At 71.5% G+C, this 15438-nt stretch carries 15 protein-coding genes; 13 read left to right on the forward strand and 2 right to left on the reverse strand.

Annotated features, from left to right (window positions below):
- From AC07C1_RS17070 to AC07C1_RS17085, 4 genes are read left to right on the forward strand one after another with little or no spacing between them, the layout of a single operon-like run.
- Positions 1 to 921: an ABC transporter permease gene (locus tag AC07C1_RS17070; protein ID WP_478939747.1), complete on the forward strand. Its 921-nt coding sequence runs from the start codon at positions 1 to 3 to the stop codon at positions 919 to 921.
- Positions 914 to 1894, forward strand: coding sequence for an ABC transporter permease (locus tag AC07C1_RS17075; protein WP_478939749.1), 981 nt, complete (start codon positions 914 to 916; stop codon positions 1892 to 1894). The genes AC07C1_RS17070 and AC07C1_RS17075 overlap by 8 nt, the downstream gene beginning before the upstream one ends.
- 7 nt (positions 1895 to 1901) lie before the next feature.
- The gene (locus AC07C1_RS17080) at positions 1902 to 2885 is read left to right on the forward strand and encodes an ABC transporter ATP-binding protein (protein WP_478939751.1); all 984 of its coding nucleotides are present in this window, start codon (positions 1902 to 1904) and stop codon (positions 2883 to 2885) included.
- Positions 2869 to 3960, forward strand: coding sequence for an ABC transporter ATP-binding protein (locus tag AC07C1_RS17085; protein WP_478939753.1), 1092 nt, complete (start codon positions 2869 to 2871; stop codon positions 3958 to 3960). Before AC07C1_RS17080 ends, AC07C1_RS17085 begins: the two co-directional genes overlap by 17 nt.
- Before the next feature lie 111 nt (positions 3961 to 4071).
- On the opposite strand, the gene AC07C1_RS17090 is transcribed toward AC07C1_RS17085, so the two are convergent.
- Positions 4072 to 6204 (reverse strand): S9 family peptidase, encoded by a 2133-nt coding sequence (locus tag AC07C1_RS17090; RefSeq protein ID WP_478939754.1) that lies wholly within the window; start codon positions 6202 to 6204, stop codon positions 4072 to 4074.
- 166 nt (positions 6205 to 6370) lie between these two features.
- On the opposite strand from AC07C1_RS17090, the gene AC07C1_RS17095 reads away from it, so the two are divergent.
- A complete protein-coding gene (locus AC07C1_RS17095; RefSeq protein ID WP_361447744.1) occupies positions 6371 to 6565 on the forward strand; it encodes a hypothetical protein in 195 nt (64 codons plus the stop codon).
- A 138-nt stretch (positions 6566 to 6703) separates the two neighbouring features.
- Here AC07C1_RS17095 and AC07C1_RS17100 read toward each other — a convergent pair whose 3' ends face one another.
- Positions 6704 to 6913 (reverse strand): DUF397 domain-containing protein, encoded by a 210-nt coding sequence (locus tag AC07C1_RS17100; protein WP_478939756.1) that lies wholly within the window; start codon positions 6911 to 6913, stop codon positions 6704 to 6706.
- Between the two features lie 374 nt (positions 6914 to 7287).
- Between AC07C1_RS17100 and AC07C1_RS17105 the strand changes: the two genes are divergently transcribed.
- The 8 genes from AC07C1_RS17105 (at position 7288) to AC07C1_RS17140 (ending at position 15434) form a co-directional block, all read left to right on the forward strand.
- Complete coding sequence (locus AC07C1_RS17105) at positions 7288 to 7905, forward strand: Uma2 family endonuclease (RefSeq protein ID WP_478939758.1); 618 nt, start codon at positions 7288 to 7290, stop codon at positions 7903 to 7905.
- Positions 7906 to 7970: 65 nt separating this feature from the next.
- Entirely contained in the window at positions 7971 to 8831 is an 861-nt protein-coding gene (mshB, locus tag AC07C1_RS17110) for an N-acetyl-1-D-myo-inositol-2-amino-2-deoxy-alpha-D-glucopyranoside deacetylase (RefSeq protein ID WP_478939760.1), read from the forward strand.
- The gene (locus tag AC07C1_RS17115) at positions 8828 to 9244 is read left to right on the forward strand and encodes a DUF6113 family protein (RefSeq protein WP_478939762.1); all 417 of its coding nucleotides are present in this window, start codon (positions 8828 to 8830) and stop codon (positions 9242 to 9244) included. The genes mshB and AC07C1_RS17115 overlap by 4 nt, the downstream gene beginning before the upstream one ends.
- Before the next feature lie 196 nt (positions 9245 to 9440).
- Positions 9441 to 11822: a hypothetical protein gene (locus AC07C1_RS17120; protein ID WP_478939764.1), complete on the forward strand. Its 2382-nt coding sequence runs from the start codon at positions 9441 to 9443 to the stop codon at positions 11820 to 11822.
- A gap of 144 nt (positions 11823 to 11966) precedes the next feature.
- Positions 11967 to 12896 (forward strand): ABC transporter ATP-binding protein, encoded by a 930-nt coding sequence (locus tag AC07C1_RS17125; RefSeq protein ID WP_478939766.1) that lies wholly within the window; start codon positions 11967 to 11969, stop codon positions 12894 to 12896.
- A complete protein-coding gene (locus AC07C1_RS17130) occupies positions 12893 to 13633 on the forward strand; it encodes an ABC transporter permease (RefSeq protein ID WP_478939767.1) in 741 nt (246 codons plus the stop codon). The genes AC07C1_RS17125 and AC07C1_RS17130 overlap by 4 nt, the downstream gene beginning before the upstream one ends.
- Complete coding sequence (locus AC07C1_RS17135; RefSeq protein ID WP_478939769.1) at positions 13630 to 14823, forward strand: sensor histidine kinase; 1194 nt, start codon at positions 13630 to 13632, stop codon at positions 14821 to 14823. The genes AC07C1_RS17130 and AC07C1_RS17135 overlap by 4 nt, the downstream gene beginning before the upstream one ends.
- Positions 14820 to 15434: a response regulator gene (locus AC07C1_RS17140; RefSeq protein WP_478939770.1), complete on the forward strand. Its 615-nt coding sequence runs from the start codon at positions 14820 to 14822 to the stop codon at positions 15432 to 15434. Before AC07C1_RS17135 ends, AC07C1_RS17140 begins: the two co-directional genes overlap by 4 nt.
- Positions 15435 to 15438: the final 4 nt, after the last annotated feature.

Here is a 15438-nt window from a genome sequence, read left to right on the forward strand (position 1 = left end):
ATGGGACGCTACGTCGTCCGGCGGCTGCTCCAGATGATCCCGGTGTTCATCGGGGCCACGCTGCTGATCTTCCTGATGGTGAACGTGATGGGCGATCCCGTCGCCGGCCTGTGCGGGGAACGGGCCTGCGATCCGGCGACCACCGCCCAGCTGGAGAAGGAGTTCGGCCTCGACAAGCCGCTGTGGCAGCAATACCTGACCTACATGGGGAACGTCTTCACCGGCGACTTCGGTACCGCGTTCAACGGGCAGCCGGTCACCGAGCTGATGGCGACGGCGTTCCCGGTCACCATCCGGCTGACCCTCGTGGCCATCCTCTTCGAGATCGTCATCGGCATCACACTGGGAGTCGTCACCGGCCTCAAGCGCGGCCGGCCCGTCGACACCGGTGTGCTCCTCGCCACCCTGGTCGTGATCTCCGTCCCGACCTTCGTCACCGGTCTGCTGCTGCAACTGCTGCTCGGCATCAAGTGGCAGTGGATCAGGCCCTCGGTGCGCACCGGCACCTTCGGCGAGCTGATCGTGCCCGGCCTGGTCCTCGCCTCCGTCTCGCTCGCCTACGTCACCCGGCTCACCCGTACCTCCATCGCGGAGAACAAGCGGTCCGACTACGTCCGCACGGCGATCGCCAAGGGGCTGCCCCGGCACCGGGTCATCACCCGGCACCTGCTGCGCAACTCCCTGATCCCGGTGATCACCTTCATCGGCACCGACATCGGCGCGCTGATGGGGGGCGCGATCGTCACCGAGCGGATCTTCAACATCCACGGCGTCGGCTACCAGCTCTACCAGGGCATTCTGCGGCACAACACGCAGACGGTCGTCGGCTTCGTGACCGTCCTCGTGCTGGTCTTCCTCGCCGCCAACCTGCTCGTGGACCTGCTCTACGCCGTACTCGACCCGAGGATCCGCTATGCCTGAACAGCCGTACGAGCCCGAGGGCGCGATCGCCGGCACCGGCATGGGCGGCGCGATGGACCTCGGCGCGAGCGAGGCCGTCACGCTGGAGAGGACTCCCGGGGGACCGAGGGGCACGGGACCCGCGGGCAGACCTCGTTCCCTCTGGTCCGACGCCTGGCGGGACCTGTGCCGCAACCCGGTCTTCATCGCCTCGGGGCTCGTCATCCTCTTCCTGGTCTTCATCTCGCTGTGGCCCTCGGCGATCGCCCCCGGCAGCCCGCTCAAGTGCGACCTGGCCAAGGCCCAGGACGGCCCGGGACCGGGCGCGCCCTTCGGCTACGACGGCCAGGGGTGCAACGTCTACACGCGCACCGTGTACGGCGCCCGCACGTCCGTCACGGTGGGCGTGTGCGCGACGCTCGGGGTGGCCCTGTTCGGTTCGGTCCTCGGCGGACTCGCGGGCTACTTCAGCGGGGTCTGGGACTCGGTCCTGTCCCGGGTGACCGACATCTTCTTCGCCATCCCTGTCGTCCTCGGCGGTCTCGTCCTGCTCTCCGTGGTGACCAGCAATACGGTCTGGCCGGTCATCGGGTTCATGGTGCTGCTCGGCTGGCCGCAGATCTCCCGCATCGCGCGTGGCTCGGTCATCGCCGCCAAGCACAACGACTACGTCCAGGCGGCCCGCGCCCTCGGCGCCTCCGACTCCCGCATCCTGCTGCGCCACATCGCCCCGAACGCCGTGGCGCCCGTGATCGTCGTCGCGACCATCGCCCTGGGCACCTACATCGCCCTGGAGGCGACCCTGTCCTACCTCGGCGTCGGCCTCAAACCGCCCAGCGTCTCCTGGGGCATCGACATCTCCGCCGCCTCCCCGTACATCCGCAACGCCCCGCACGCCCTCCTCTGGCCCTCGGGCGCACTGGCGGTCACCGTGCTGGCCTTCATCATGCTCGGCGACGCGGTCCGCGACGCCCTCGACCCGAAGCTGAGGTGATGGTGCGGTGCTGCTCGAAGTGTGCGACCTGCGGGTGGAGTTCCGCAGCCGGGACGGGGTCGCCCATGCCGTCAACGGGGTGAGCTACGCGGTCGACGCGGGGGAGACGCTGGCGGTGCTCGGCGAGTCCGGCTCCGGGAAGTCGGTGACCGCGCAGGCGGTGATGGGGATCCTGGACACGCCGCCCGGGAGGATCACGGGGGGGCAGATCCGCTTCCAGGGGCAGGACCTGCTCACGCTGAAGGAGGAGGAGCGGCGGAGGATCCGGGGCGCCGGGATGGCGATGGTCTTCCAGGACGCGCTGTCGGCCCTGAACCCCGTCATGACCGTGGGGGACCAGCTCGGCGAGATGTTCGTCGTGCACCGGGGGATGTCGAGGAAGGACGCGCGGGCCAAGGCCGTCGAGCTGATGGAGCGGGTGCGCATCCCGGGCGCCGCGCAGCGGGTGCGGGACTATCCCCACCAGTTCTCCGGCGGCATGCGCCAGCGCATCATGATCGCCATGGCGCTGGCCCTGGAGCCGGCGCTCATCATCGCCGACGAGCCCACCACCGCTCTGGACGTCACCGTGCAGGCCCAGGTCATGGACCTGCTCGGTGAGTTGCGGCGCGAGTACCGCATGGGGCTCATCCTCATCACCCATGACCTGGGTGTCGTCGCGGACGTCGCCGACCGGATCGCGGTGATGTACGCGGGGAAGATCGTCGAGTCCGCGCCCGTGTACGACATCTACAAAGCACCCGCCCACCCCTACACCCGAGGCCTGCTGGACTCCATCCCGCGCCTGGACCAGAAGGGCCAGGAGCTGTACGCCATCAAGGGCCTCCCGCCGAACCTGACGCACATCCCGCCGGGCTGCTCCTTCCACCCGCGCTGCCCGATGGCCCAGGACGTCTGCCGCACCGACGAACCCCCGCTGTACGAGGTCTCCGGGGAACGGGGCAGCGCCTGCCACTTCTGGAGGGAGTGCCTGCATGGCCACGACCAGTGAGCCGATCCTCGAGGTCAGCGGCCTCGTCAAGCACTACCCGCTGACGCGGGGCATCCTGTTCAAGAAGCAGATCGGCGCGGTGAAGGCGGTCGACGGCGTCGACTTCACGCTCGGCAAGGGCGAAACCTTCGGCCTCGTCGGCGAGTCGGGCTGCGGCAAGTCGACGGTCGCCAAGCTGCTCTGCAACCTCGAGCGGCCGACGGCCGGCTCCATCAGGTTCAAGGGCGAGGACATCACCACCCTGTCCGGCAGGGCCCTGAAGGCCGTCCGCCGCAACATCCAGATGGTCTTCCAGGACCCGTACACCTCCCTGAACCCCCGGATGACCGTCGGCGACATCATCGGTGAGCCCTACGACATCCACCCCGAGGTCGCACCCAAGGGCGACCGCCGCCGCCGGGTCCAGGAACTGCTCGACGTCGTCGGCCTCGACCCCGAGTACGTCAACCGCTATCCGCACCAGTTCTCCGGCGGCCAGCGCCAGCGCATCGGCATCGCACGCGGGCTGGCGCTGCGGCCGGAGGTCATCGTCGCCGACGAACCGGTCTCCGCCCTGGACGTCTCCGTCCAGGCCCAGGTCATCAACCTCCTGGACCGCCTCCAGGCGGAGTTCGACCTCTCCTACGTCTTCATCGCGCACGACCTGTCCATCGTCCGGCACATCTCCGACCGGGTCGGGGTCATGTACCTGGGCCGGATCGTGGAGACCGGACGGGACGCCGAGATCTACGACCACCCCACCCACCCCTACACCCAGGCTCTCCTCTCCGCGGTCCCGGTCCCCGACCCCGAGGCCCGCGAACACCGCGAACGGATCATCCTCACCGGAGACGTGCCCTCCCCGACGAACATCCCGACCGGCTGCCGCTTCCGCACCCGCTGCTGGAAGGCCCAGGAACGCTGCGCGCGGGAGGTCCCGGCCCTCGCGGTCCCCGCCGCCTTCCGGGACACGGCCGGCCCCGCGGCCCACGACTCGGCGTGCCACTTCGCGGAGACGCTGCCCCCCGCGCGCTCCGCGCCGGGACAGGGGGTGCCGCCGGTGGAGCGGGAGCGATACGGCAACGGGCCGGGGTGACTTGCTGCACCCCGGCCCGTTTCACGGCACCCGCACGGCCGTACGCTGGTCAGCCTCCCGCGTCCGTATATCGGTGCCGCTTCCGTGAAGTTGCCTGCGTGTTAACGCCGTTCACTCGGATTTGTCCCGTTCCGCCAGCGAACGCTTGAGGAAGTCCACCTGGAGCAGCAGCAGGTTCTCGGCGACCGTCTCCTGGGGGGTCATGTGGGTCACCCCGGACAGCGGCAGGACCTCGTGCGGGCGGCCCGCGGCCAGCAGGGCGGAGGACAGCCGCAGCGAGTGGGCGACGACCACGTTGTCGTCCGCCAGGCCGTGGATGATCATCATCGGGCGGTGCGGCTCGGCCGGGTCGACCAGACCCGCGTCGTCGATCAGCGAGTTGCGGCGGTAGACCTCCGGCTGCTCGTCCGGGTGGCCCAGGTAGCGCTCCTGGTAGTGGGTGTCGTACAGCCGCAGGTCGGTGACGGGCGCACCGACCACCGCCGCGTGGAAGACGTCCGGGCGGCGCAGCGCCGCCAGCGCAGCCAGATAACCGCCGAAGGACCAGCCCCGGATGGCCACCCGGTCCAGGTCCAGCGGGAACCGGTCGGCGAGGGCGTGCAGGGCGTCGACCTGGTCCTGGAGCGTGATGGCCGCCACGTCGTCCAGGATCGCCTTCTCCCAGGCCGGCGAGCGGCCCGGCGTGCCCCGGCCGTCGGCGACGATCACCGCGAAGCCCTGGTCGGCGAACCACTGCGAGGTCAGATGGGTGTTGTGTGCGGCGACGACCCGCTGGCCGTGCGGACCGCCGTAGGGGTCCATGAGGACGGGCAGGGGAGTGTCACCGTGGTAGTCCCGTGGCATAAGCACGGCGCATGGAATTCGGCGTGCGCCCCCCTCGACCAGGGTCACTCGGGGGGACATACCGGGATCTTCGGCGTACGACCGGACAGTGGCCGCCGGTTTTCCGTCACGCAGCACCTGGACACGGGCGCCCGGCCTGTCCAGGGCCGCGGACACGAGCACGGTCACACCCCCGGCCCGTACCGCCGAGTGCACACCGGGTTCCTGCGACACGCGCTCCACGCCCAGCTCGTTGACCCGGTACACATGGACTTCGCCGATCTCCGGTGTCTCCGCCTCCGCACCCGCCGAGGCGGAAACCAGTACGTCGTCCGCGCCCACGTCCAGGACGGCCCGGATGTGCAGTTGGCCCCTGGTCAGCGGCCGTTCGCCCACCGCCAGGACCCGCGCGCCCCCCTCGTCCGCGATCCGGACAAGCTGCCCGGAGGGGCTCCAGCAGGGCACGCCAGGGAAAAGTTCAAGCCATGTTGGATCTTCATCGGCGTGCACCATCCGCGTCACACCCGTGTCGGGGTCCACGGCCAGGAAGAGCTGGCTGCGCTGGTCCCGCGCCTGCACCAGCAACAGCGGCGCACCCGCCTCTGACCAGTGCGCATGGGCCAGATACGGATAGCGGGCCCGGTCCCACGCGACCTCCGTGCGCTCCCCGCCGAGGCCGAGCACGAACAGCCGTACGTCCGCGTTGGGTGTGCCCGCCGCGGGGTACGCGACGTTGTTCGGCTCACACCCGGGATTGGCCGGGTCCGCGATCCACCACCGCCGTACCGGCGTGTCGTCCACGCGTGCCACGAGCAGCCGGCGGGAGTCCGGAGCCCACCAGAACCCCCGCGAACGCCCCATCTCCTCGGCCGCGATGAACTCCGCCAGGCCGTAGGTCACGTTCTCGGACTCCGCCGCCGCGAGCGCCCGGTCGTCCTCGCCGTCGGCGCCCACCACCCGCAGCGCACCCCGCGCGACATACGCGACGTGCCGTCCGTCGGGGGCCGGACGCGGGTCGATCACCGGTCCCGGGACACGGAGTTCGCGTGCCGTACCGGCCCGCAGGCCGGCCGTGAAAAGCCGCCCTGACAAGGCGAAAGACGCCAACTCCACAGCGGCGTCGGTGGCGTAGCCGACGATGCCGGCACCGCCCTCCCGGCTGCGCTCCCGGCGCGCCCGTTCCTGCGGCGAGAGCTGTTCGGCGGCGCCTTGGAGGAGGGCGCCGGGGTCGGCCGCCAGGCGCTCCCCGCCCTCCGGTAGATCCAGTACCCACAGGGAGTTGGCACGGTCGGTGCCGGAGCCCGAACGCAGGAACGCGACACGCGAACCGTCGGGTGCCACGGTGAACGCACGCGGCGCGCCGAGCGTGAACCGCTGGGTCCGGGCGTGCCGACGGGGGAAGGAGTCAGCCTCTGTCGTCATACCCCGACCATATTGGCCATGCGCCCCCTTGTGCGGCCGTGCGCCGAGCGATGCGCGAGTACGGATAGTTATGATCAATACCGCTGTGTGGGTATGAACCTGCTGGCGTCTGCATGGAGTTGCTCTACACCCCCCGCGTCCCTGGGATCTTTGGAGGTGAGCCGCCGTGGCACTCTCGATTTCGGCGGTGGTGCTGCTGGCGATCATCGTCTTCTTGCTGGTCAAGAAGTCCGGGCTGAAGGGCGGCCACGCGGTCGTCTGCGTCCTGCTCGGTTTCTATCTCGCCTCTTCGACCGTCGCTCCCACGATCAGCGAGCTGACGACGAACGTCGCCAGCATGATCGGCAGCATCAAGTTCTGACGACGGCCGAGGCGATGGCGTCCGGACGGCCGGCGGCTGTCCTGTGCCGGTGATCTCCGGTCCACCCACGGCCATCGCCCGCTCACTGGGCGGCGACGTGGACGTACCGGAGGCCGAGGTCGAGCAGGCGTCGCTGAGTCAGCCCCTGACCGCGTACGGCAGGAAGCCGGCCCACGCGGCGGGGGCGAAGGCCAGCGGGGGGCCCTCGACGTTCTTCGAGTCACGGACGTGGACGGTGCCGGGCTCGGTGGCTACCTCGACGCAGGAGACGCCTTCTGGGCCGCTGCTGCGGCTGCTCTTGAACCACGCCAGGTCGGAGGTGTCCCTGGCGGAGGCCTTGTGGATCATGTTTCTCCCAGCAGTCGCTCGATGAGGGCCAATACCCCCCGCAAGCCGCTCCCCGCCGTGCCGAGCCCCGCGTAAGCCGCCCCCGCGCTCCTGGAGGCCGCCACCGGGCCTCCTCGCGGACCTCCACCGCCACGAGCCCCGGCTTCCTCTCCGCCCGCGACACGGCTCATCTGGCTCCCGGCGTCGCCGCCCGGCTGGAGCGCGACGTCGTCCCCGCCGTCGTACGCCGTGCCCTGACCGCGCCTGCGACCGCGGCTTCCGCTCACCCGAACCCGAAGCCCGCTGCCGAGACTGCCGAACCGAACTCCAGGAGGCCGCCTAGCATGAACGTGACGATCCTTGCCCCTGGGCACAGACGACGAGGAGCGAGCGCCATGACCATCGCACCCGACAGCGCGCAGCAGGGCGCCTCCCACGTGTACCGGGCCATGCGCGACTTCGTGCAGTCCATGGACGACACGCTGCCCGGCAAGTTCGAGATCACCAAGGAAGGGATCGTCCACGACATGATGTCGCCCGTGAAGCAGCACGAACTCACCGTGCTGCGTCTCCGGAAGCGCCTGGAGAAGGTCATGCCGGAGGAGATCGTCGCGCACACGGGTGAACCCGACGTGGAGGGCGAGTTCGAGGGGATCATGCGTCGTCCCGACGTCATGGTGATCGCTGAGGAGGACATGGAAGGGGATGGGACCTTCGATCCCCGTACCCTTCTCGCGGCCGTAGAGATCATCTCCCGCTCCAACCCGGACAATGACTGGGTCGGCAAGATGCGTGACTACCCGCTGCTCGGTATTCCGGTCTACGGCGTGTTCGACCCACGTACCGGCACCGGTGCCGTATGCACGGACATCCACTCCACCCCGGACGGCCCCCGCTACGCCACCCGCAAGGACTTCGTCTACGGCGAGGACGTCACCATCGGGGAGTGGACCATTCCGACCGACGGTCTGCCGCGCTACCAGGACGATGATGCGGAACGTGGTGAGGAGTGATCGACGACGACGGGGTGACCGGCCGGGGTTCGGCGAACCGCCCGGCCGCCTCATAGGCTGACCCCATGACGGAACTGCCAGCCCGGCGTCTGCTGCTGGTGCACGCGCACCCGGACGACGAGTCGATCAACAACGGCGCGACCATGGCCCGGTACGCGGCCGAGGGTGCCCATGTGACCCTGGTCACCTGCACGCTCGGCGAGCGGGGCGAGGTCATTCCGCCGGAGCTGCGGCAGCTGAGCGGCCCCGCGCTGGGCGCGCACCGGCGCGGCGAGCTGGCCGCCGCCGTGCGTGAGCTGGGCGTGAGCGACGCCCGGCTGCTCGGCGGGGCGGGCCGGTACGGCGACTCCGGGATGATGGGCATCCCCGACAACGACGACCCCGGCTGCTTCTGGCAGGCCGACGTGGACGAGGCCGCCGGCCGCCTCGCCGAGGTGATCCTGGAGGCCCGCCCCCAGGTCCTCGTCACCTACGACGACCACGGCGGCTACGGCCACCCGGACCACATCCAGGCCCACCGGGTCGCCATGCGCGCCGTCGACCTCGCGGCCGAGCGGGGCCACCGGATCGCCAAGGTCTACTGGAACCGGGTCCCGCGCTCCGTCGCCGAGGCCGCTTTCGCCCGCCTCCAGGACGAGTTGCCCCAACTGCCGTTCGGCAAGGGTGCGGCCGTGGACGACGTGCCGGGCGTCGTGGACGACGAGCGGATCACCACCACGATCGACGGCGGCGCGTACGCCTCCGCCAAGGCCGCCGCGATGCGCGCCCACGCCACCCAGATCCAGGTGGCCGAGCCGTACTTCGCGCTCTCCAACGAACTCGCCCAGCCGCTGTTCACCACCGAGTACTACGAGTTGGTGCGCGGCCCCGGGCAGCCCGGGGAGACCGACCTGTTCGCCGGCCTCGGCGCCGGGGAGGCGTCATGAGCAACAGTGGACAGGGCTCGCTGCTCGCCCAGCCGCTGCGGCGGCCTCCGGCCGGACGGGTGGCCGCCCACCTCGGCCTCTTCCTGCTCGGTGCCGTCACGGGATTCGCCGGGGCCCTCGTCCAGGCCGCCTGGTTCCCCGGCGGGCTGCTGCTCGCCCTCGCGGGCGCGGCCGGGCTGTTCCTCGGCGGTGCGCACGCCACCGGCGGCCGGGGCGGAGCGGTGGCACCGGTGGCCGGCTGGATCATCGCCGTCATCCTGCTCACCGCCTCACGCCCCGAAGGCGACTTCCTCTTCGGCGCCGGAGGCGGCTCCTACCTCTTCCTGCTCGGGGGCATGGCTCTCGCTGTGATCTGCGCCACGCTTAGCGTCGGGCGGCAACCCCGTGGCGGCTCCGCCCGACTTGACAAGTGACGTACCACTTCGCCGTGCGGCGCACGTGCGAGTCCGGTGTGGGTTTCCTCAGCGGTCACGGGATGAGCGCCAGAAGTGGCCAGTATGGTGGTGCGCGCCGCCGAGCCTCCCCCAGCTCTCGACTTTGCTCGAGTCGGGGGGACCGCCAGAGCAGTGAGGTCGTAACGGGCGGTGGAGCCAACTGGGAGAACCTGCCTTGAGTCGTGAAACTGACACTCCGTCCACCGGGCCCAACGGGCGCGGCGGAGCCGCATACCCTTCCGGCACGCCGCCGTACGGGACCCCCATGGCTTCCGACGACGGTGCGCCCGCGGGCCGTCCGGGCACGCGGCCGGAGGAGAAGAAGACCGAGACCACGCTGACGACCCGGATCCGGATCAACATCCCCGGATCGCGGCCCATCCCGCCGGTCGTCATGCGCAAGCCCGTCGGGGACACCGACGGCGCCGGGGACGAGGCGCCCGCGGCCGACACGCGGCCCGCGGCCGACACGCGGCCCGCGCCCGACCGGACGGCCACCGGCACCGCCGAGGCCCCCGCCGAGCCCGCGCCGCAGGCCGGGGAGAAGACCAGCGACTGGTTCGCGCCCCGCAAGTCCGGCGCCGGAAAGGGCGGTCCGGGCGGCGGCGGCACGAACGGCGCAGGAATCCCCGGTGGTTCCGCCGCCTCCGGCGCGCCGGGAGCCCGTACGGGTGGTCCCGGAACGTCCGGCGCGGCCGGTACCACCAGCGCACGCCCCGGCGCCGGGCGCCCCGGCGGTGTGGTCGGCGCCATGAGCGTGCCGGGCGCCTCCCGTCCCGGCGCCACGAACGGCAAGGGCCTGCCCGGCGCCACCGGCGGCCCTGTCGCCCCGGGCCACGGCGGTGGCACCGGCTCCTTCGACGTGACCGAGGCGCTGACCGCGGGCCCCCTCGGCGGCGGCTCCCGCCCCGGCGCGAGCGGTGGCGGCGAACCGCGCCGCGACGACCTGCCGTACTTCGCGGAGAACGGCGACGGCCAGGGCGGCCTCGGTACCGGCGCGAACAGCCACGACGGTTTCGGCACCGCGGGCACGAACGGCCACGACGGCTTCGGCGGCACGGGGGCGAGCGGCCAGGACGGCTTCGGTGGCAGCGCGGGCGTCGGCGGCGCGAACGGACGCGGTGGACCCGGCGGCCCCAGCGGCTTCAGCGGGCCCGGCGGCCAGGGCGGCCCGGGCGGCCCCCACGGTCCGGCCGGCCCCACCAGCGGCCCGGTCACCGGCAACGGCCCCCTCGGTCCGGACGCCGGCGAACCCTTCGACGGCCCCGGCGGCTACGGCGTCCCCGGCGGCCAGAGCGCCCCGCCCGCCCGCAGCGCCCTCGCCGATCTCGACGGGCCCTCCGGTACCACCGGGCGCGGTCCCGGTGGCGGGCTCAGCGACGACACCGCCATCCTCACCCCGCAGAAGCCGGCCCCCGAACCGGGCACGCCCGGCTACCGCTCCCCGGCCGCGGACAACATCTCCGGGCACACGGTCACCAGCGGCATCCCGGTCGTCCCCGGTGCCGGCAGCGCCCCGTTCGGCTCCGCCGGGCACACCGACGGCCCGGTGCCGCACACGGCACCCAAGCCCGGGCCGGCCGCCACGCCCAAGGCGGCGGCCAAGCCGAAGAAGAAGGGCCGCAGCAAGCTGGTGCTGCTCACCGTCGCCGTGGTCGTCGTCGCGGGCGGTGCCTACGGCGCCGGGCTGCTGATGAACCGCACCGACGTGCCCAAGGGCACCACGGTGCTCGGTGTCGACATCGGCGGCGGCACCCGCGACGACGCCGTCAAGAAACTCGACGACGCGTTCGGCAGCCGGGTGAACAAGCCGCTGAAGCTGGCGGTGGGCGGCAAGACCGTCACCCTCACCCCGGAGAACGCGGGGCTGCAGTTCGACTTCCAGGCCACGGTGAGCCAGGCCGCGAAGAGCGACTACAACCCGGCCCACGTGGTCGGTTCCCTCTTCGGGCAGAAGCGTGTGGTCGAGCCGGTCATGCCGGTGGACGAGGAGAAGCTGCAGGCCGCCCTCCAGCAGGCCGGCGGCGGCTCGGGCTCGGTCACGGACGGCACCATCGACTTCAGCTCCGGCAAGGCCGTGGCCGTCTACGGCAAGGCGGGCAAGGCCATCGACGCGGGCCGGTCGACCCAGGCGGTCGAGCAGGCGTACCGCACGCTGGTGGAGACGGGCGCCGTGACCCCGGTCACCGTACCGACGGCCACCAAGCAGCCGACGGTCTCGAACGCCGAGGTCGACCGGATGATGAAGGAGTTCGCGCAGCCGGCGATGTCGGGCAACGTGACCGTGCAGACGGACGCGGCCCACTCGGTGCCGATGAGCCCGCAGAAGTCGCTGCGGAAGTTCCTCAAGGTGACGGCCGTCAACGGCAAGCTGGTCGACAAGCCCGACCTGACGGCCCTGCAGCAGCTGTACGGCCAGGCCTTCGACGGCGTGCTGATCACCCGCGGCAACGGCAAGAAGACCGCCGTCACGCCCCAGGACGTCTATGTCGCCCTGCGCCAGGCGCTGATGAGCAGGACCAACCGGGTCGCGGTCATCGAGACGAACCCGAGCTAGCCAAGAGCGTCACGAAAGGGGCGTCCGGCACCTGGCCGGGCGCCCCTTTCGGGCATGTCACCCGATCCGCATGACATCTGTCATCCGGCAGTCAGGACCGCCGGCACTGCCGGACCCGGGGCCCTCCCGGCCAGCATGGACACCATGACAACGACAGCGGCGCCGGCCACCACCACCCAGGTGGTCGGGTTCGACCAGGTGACCAAGACCTACGGCAGCACCCGGGCCGTCGACGGACTCTCGCTCCGGCTGTACCCCGGCGAGACCGTCGCCCTCCTCGGCCCGAACGGAGCCGGCAAGTCCACCACCCTCGACCTGCTCCTCGGGCTCAAGCAGCCCGACAGCGGCACGGTGCGGGTCTTCGGGACCAGCCCGCGCGAGGCGATCGTCGCCGGCCGGGTCGGGGCCATGCTGCAGAGCGGCGGCCTGATGGACGAGGTCACCGTCGCCGAACTGGTCAAGCTGGCCTGCTCGCTGCATCCGAGGCCGTACCGGGCCACGGACGTGCTGGCCCGGGCGGGCATCACGCAGATCGCGGACCGCAAGGTCAACAAGCTCTCCGGCGGCCAGGCCCAGCGGGTCCGCTTCGCCCTCGCCACCGCCGGCGACAGCGACCTGATCATCCTCGACGAGCCCACCACCGGCATGGACGTCTCCGCCCGCCACGCCTTCTGGGCCACCATGCGCGAGCAGGCGGACCAGGGCCGCACGGTCCTCTTCGCCACCCACTACCTCGAAGAGGCCGACGCCATCGCCGACCGGGTCCTGGTGCTGCACCGCGGCCGGCTGCTCGCCGACGGCACGGCCGCCGAGATCAAGGCCAGGGCGGGGGCGCGGCGGGTCTCCTTCGACCTGGAGGGCGCCGTCGACGAGGCCGCCCTGCGCGCGCTGCCGTTCCTGACCTCCCTCGATGTGTCCGGGCAGACCGTCCGCATCCAGTCCTCCGACGCCGACGCGACCGTCCACGCCCTGTACGGCCTCGGTGTCTACCCCCGCAACCTCGAAGTCGCCGGCCTCGGCCTGGAGCAGGCCTTCGTCGCCATCACCGAGGCCGAGGAGGCCAAGCAGTCATGAACTCACTGATCAAGCTCGAACTCGCCCGCGCCCTGCGCAACAAAAAGTTCCTGTTCTTCTCGGTGCTCTATCCCTCGTTCATCTACCTGATCTTCTCCAGCAGCGCCGGCTCCGGCGACAAGGTCGACGACAGCGGCCTGACCGTCGCCACCTACCTGATGGTCTCCATGGCCTCCTTCGGCGCCCTGACCGCCGTGCTGATGGGCAACAGCGAGCGCATCGCCAAGGAGCGGGAGAGCGGCTGGGTACGGCAGCTGCGGCTGACCCCGCTGCCCGGGCGCGGTTACGTCCTCGCCAAGACCGCCAGTGCCGCGGTGGTGAGCCTGCCGTCCATCGTCGTCGTGTTCCTCGTCGCCGCCGCCGTGAAGCACGTACGCCTCGACGCCTGGCAGTGGCTCGCCCTCACCGGTGTCATCTGGGCCGGCAGCCTCGTCTTCGCGGCCCTCGGCGTCGCCATCGGGTACGTCGCCTCCGGGGACGCGGTCCGCCCGATCACGATGATCGTCTACTTCGGTCTGTCGATCCTCGGCGGTCTGTGGATGCCGTCCACGACCTTCCCGCAGATCCTTCAGGACATCGCCAAGTGGCTGCCCACCCACGCGTACGCTGCCCTGGGACGGGCGGTCGAACAGAGCCAGGCCCCGCACGGGACGGACATCGCCGTCCTCGCCGTCTACTTCGTCCTCTTCGCGGGCGGCGCGGCCTGGCTGTACCGGAAGGACACGCTGAAGGCGTGAGCGCGATGACACAAGACCGGCAGGCGGCAGCCGCGAAGCACGCCCCCGTGGGCTGGCCGCCCCGCAACCGGCGCGAGCTGCTGGTCAAGACGTTGTGGATCGGGGTGTGGCTGGTCTTCCTCAGCTCGCCGGTCGACGATCTGCTCCACGGCGGCCACACCACCGGCGCCACCGTGGCCGGCTCACTCGGCCTCACCGCGTTCGTAGGGGTCTACCTGACGTTGGTGTTCCGCAACATGGGCCGCCCGTTCTCGCCGCGCGTCGTGCTCACTCTGGGCGGGATCCTCGGCGTCCTCGCCCCCGTGCTGGCGGTCACCCTAGGCAGCGCCTGGCTGGGCCTCTTCGTCTACCTCTCGGTCGCCTGGGGGGCCACCCTGCCGCTGTGGGCGGCCTACTGGGCCATCCCGGCCTCCGCGGTGGTGATGTACCTGATCGGCCTGCACTCCGACGAGAAGGAGGCACGAAGTCTGTTCCTGCTGGTTCTGCTCATCGGGTTCGCGATGACCGGCGTCGGCCAACTCGTGCGTACCACCGTCGAGCTGCGCAAGGCCCGGGCCACCGTCGCCCAGCTCGCCGCCAACGAGGAACGCCTGCGCCTCGCCCGCGACCTGCACGACCTGCTCGGCCACTCCCTGTCCCTCATCACGCTGAAGAGCGAGCTGGCCGGCCGCATGCTGCCCGGCCAACCCGACAAGGCGGCCCAGCAGGTCGCCGACATCGAACAGGTCAGCCGGCAGGCACTGGTGGACGTCCGGGAGGCCGTCACCGGCTACCGGCGGCCCCGGCTCGCCGCCGAACTCGCCGGCGCCCAGGTCGCCCTGACCGCCGCCGGGGTGGTCGCCGAGGTGCCCGGCGAGCCCGACCTCACCGGTGTCCCCGAGGAGGCCGAGCCCGCGCTCGCCTGGGCACTGCGCGAGGCGGTCACCAATGTGGTCCGGCACAGCGGCGCCGACCGCTGCCTCGTCCAGCTCACGCACCGCCAGACCCTGGACGGGCCGGTGCTCGAGCTCACCGTCGAGGACAACGGCTCCGGCGGTTCCGGCAACGGCCCGGGCAACGGTCTGACCGGCCTGACGGAACGTCTGGAGAAGGCCGGCGGGACCCTGGAGGCGGGCCCGGTCAAGCACGGGTTCCGGCTGGTCGCCCGCATGCCCACGGCCTTCCCGGGGGACGTAGGATCCGGGGCATGACGAGCACGATCAAGGTCCTGCTGGCCGAGGACCAGTCGATGGTCCGCGAGGCGCTGGCCGCGCTGCTGGGCCTGGAGGACGACATCGAGGTCGTCGCCCAGGTGGCCCGTGGGGACGAGGTGCTGCCGGCCGTCGGCGCGCACGGCGTGGACGTGGCGCTGCTCGACATCGAGATGCCGGGCTGCACCGGCATCGAGGCGGCCGCCCGGGTGCACCGCGAGCACCCGCGGGTCAAGCTCGTCGTCCTGACCACCTTCGGCCGGCCCGGTTATCTGCGCAGCGCCATGGAGGCGGGCGCCGACGCCTTCCTCGTCAAGGACGCCCCGGCCGCCCAACTCGCCGAGGCGATCCGCAAGGTGCTGTCCGGCGAGCGCGTCATCGATCCCACGCTCGCCGCCGCCGCGCTCGCCGACGGCGCCAACCCGCTCACCGAGCGCGAGCGCGAGGTGCTCCGCGCGGCGGCCGACGGCGCCACCAACGCCGAACTGGCCAAGGCCCTCCACCTCTCCCAGGGCACGGTGCGCAACTACCTCTCCACGGCCATCCAGAAGCTGGCGGTACGCAACCGGGCGGAGGCCGTGCGGACCGCCCGGGAGAAAGGGTGGCTGTGAGGGC

Source organism: Streptomyces sp. NPDC045022 (assembly GCF_056432605.1).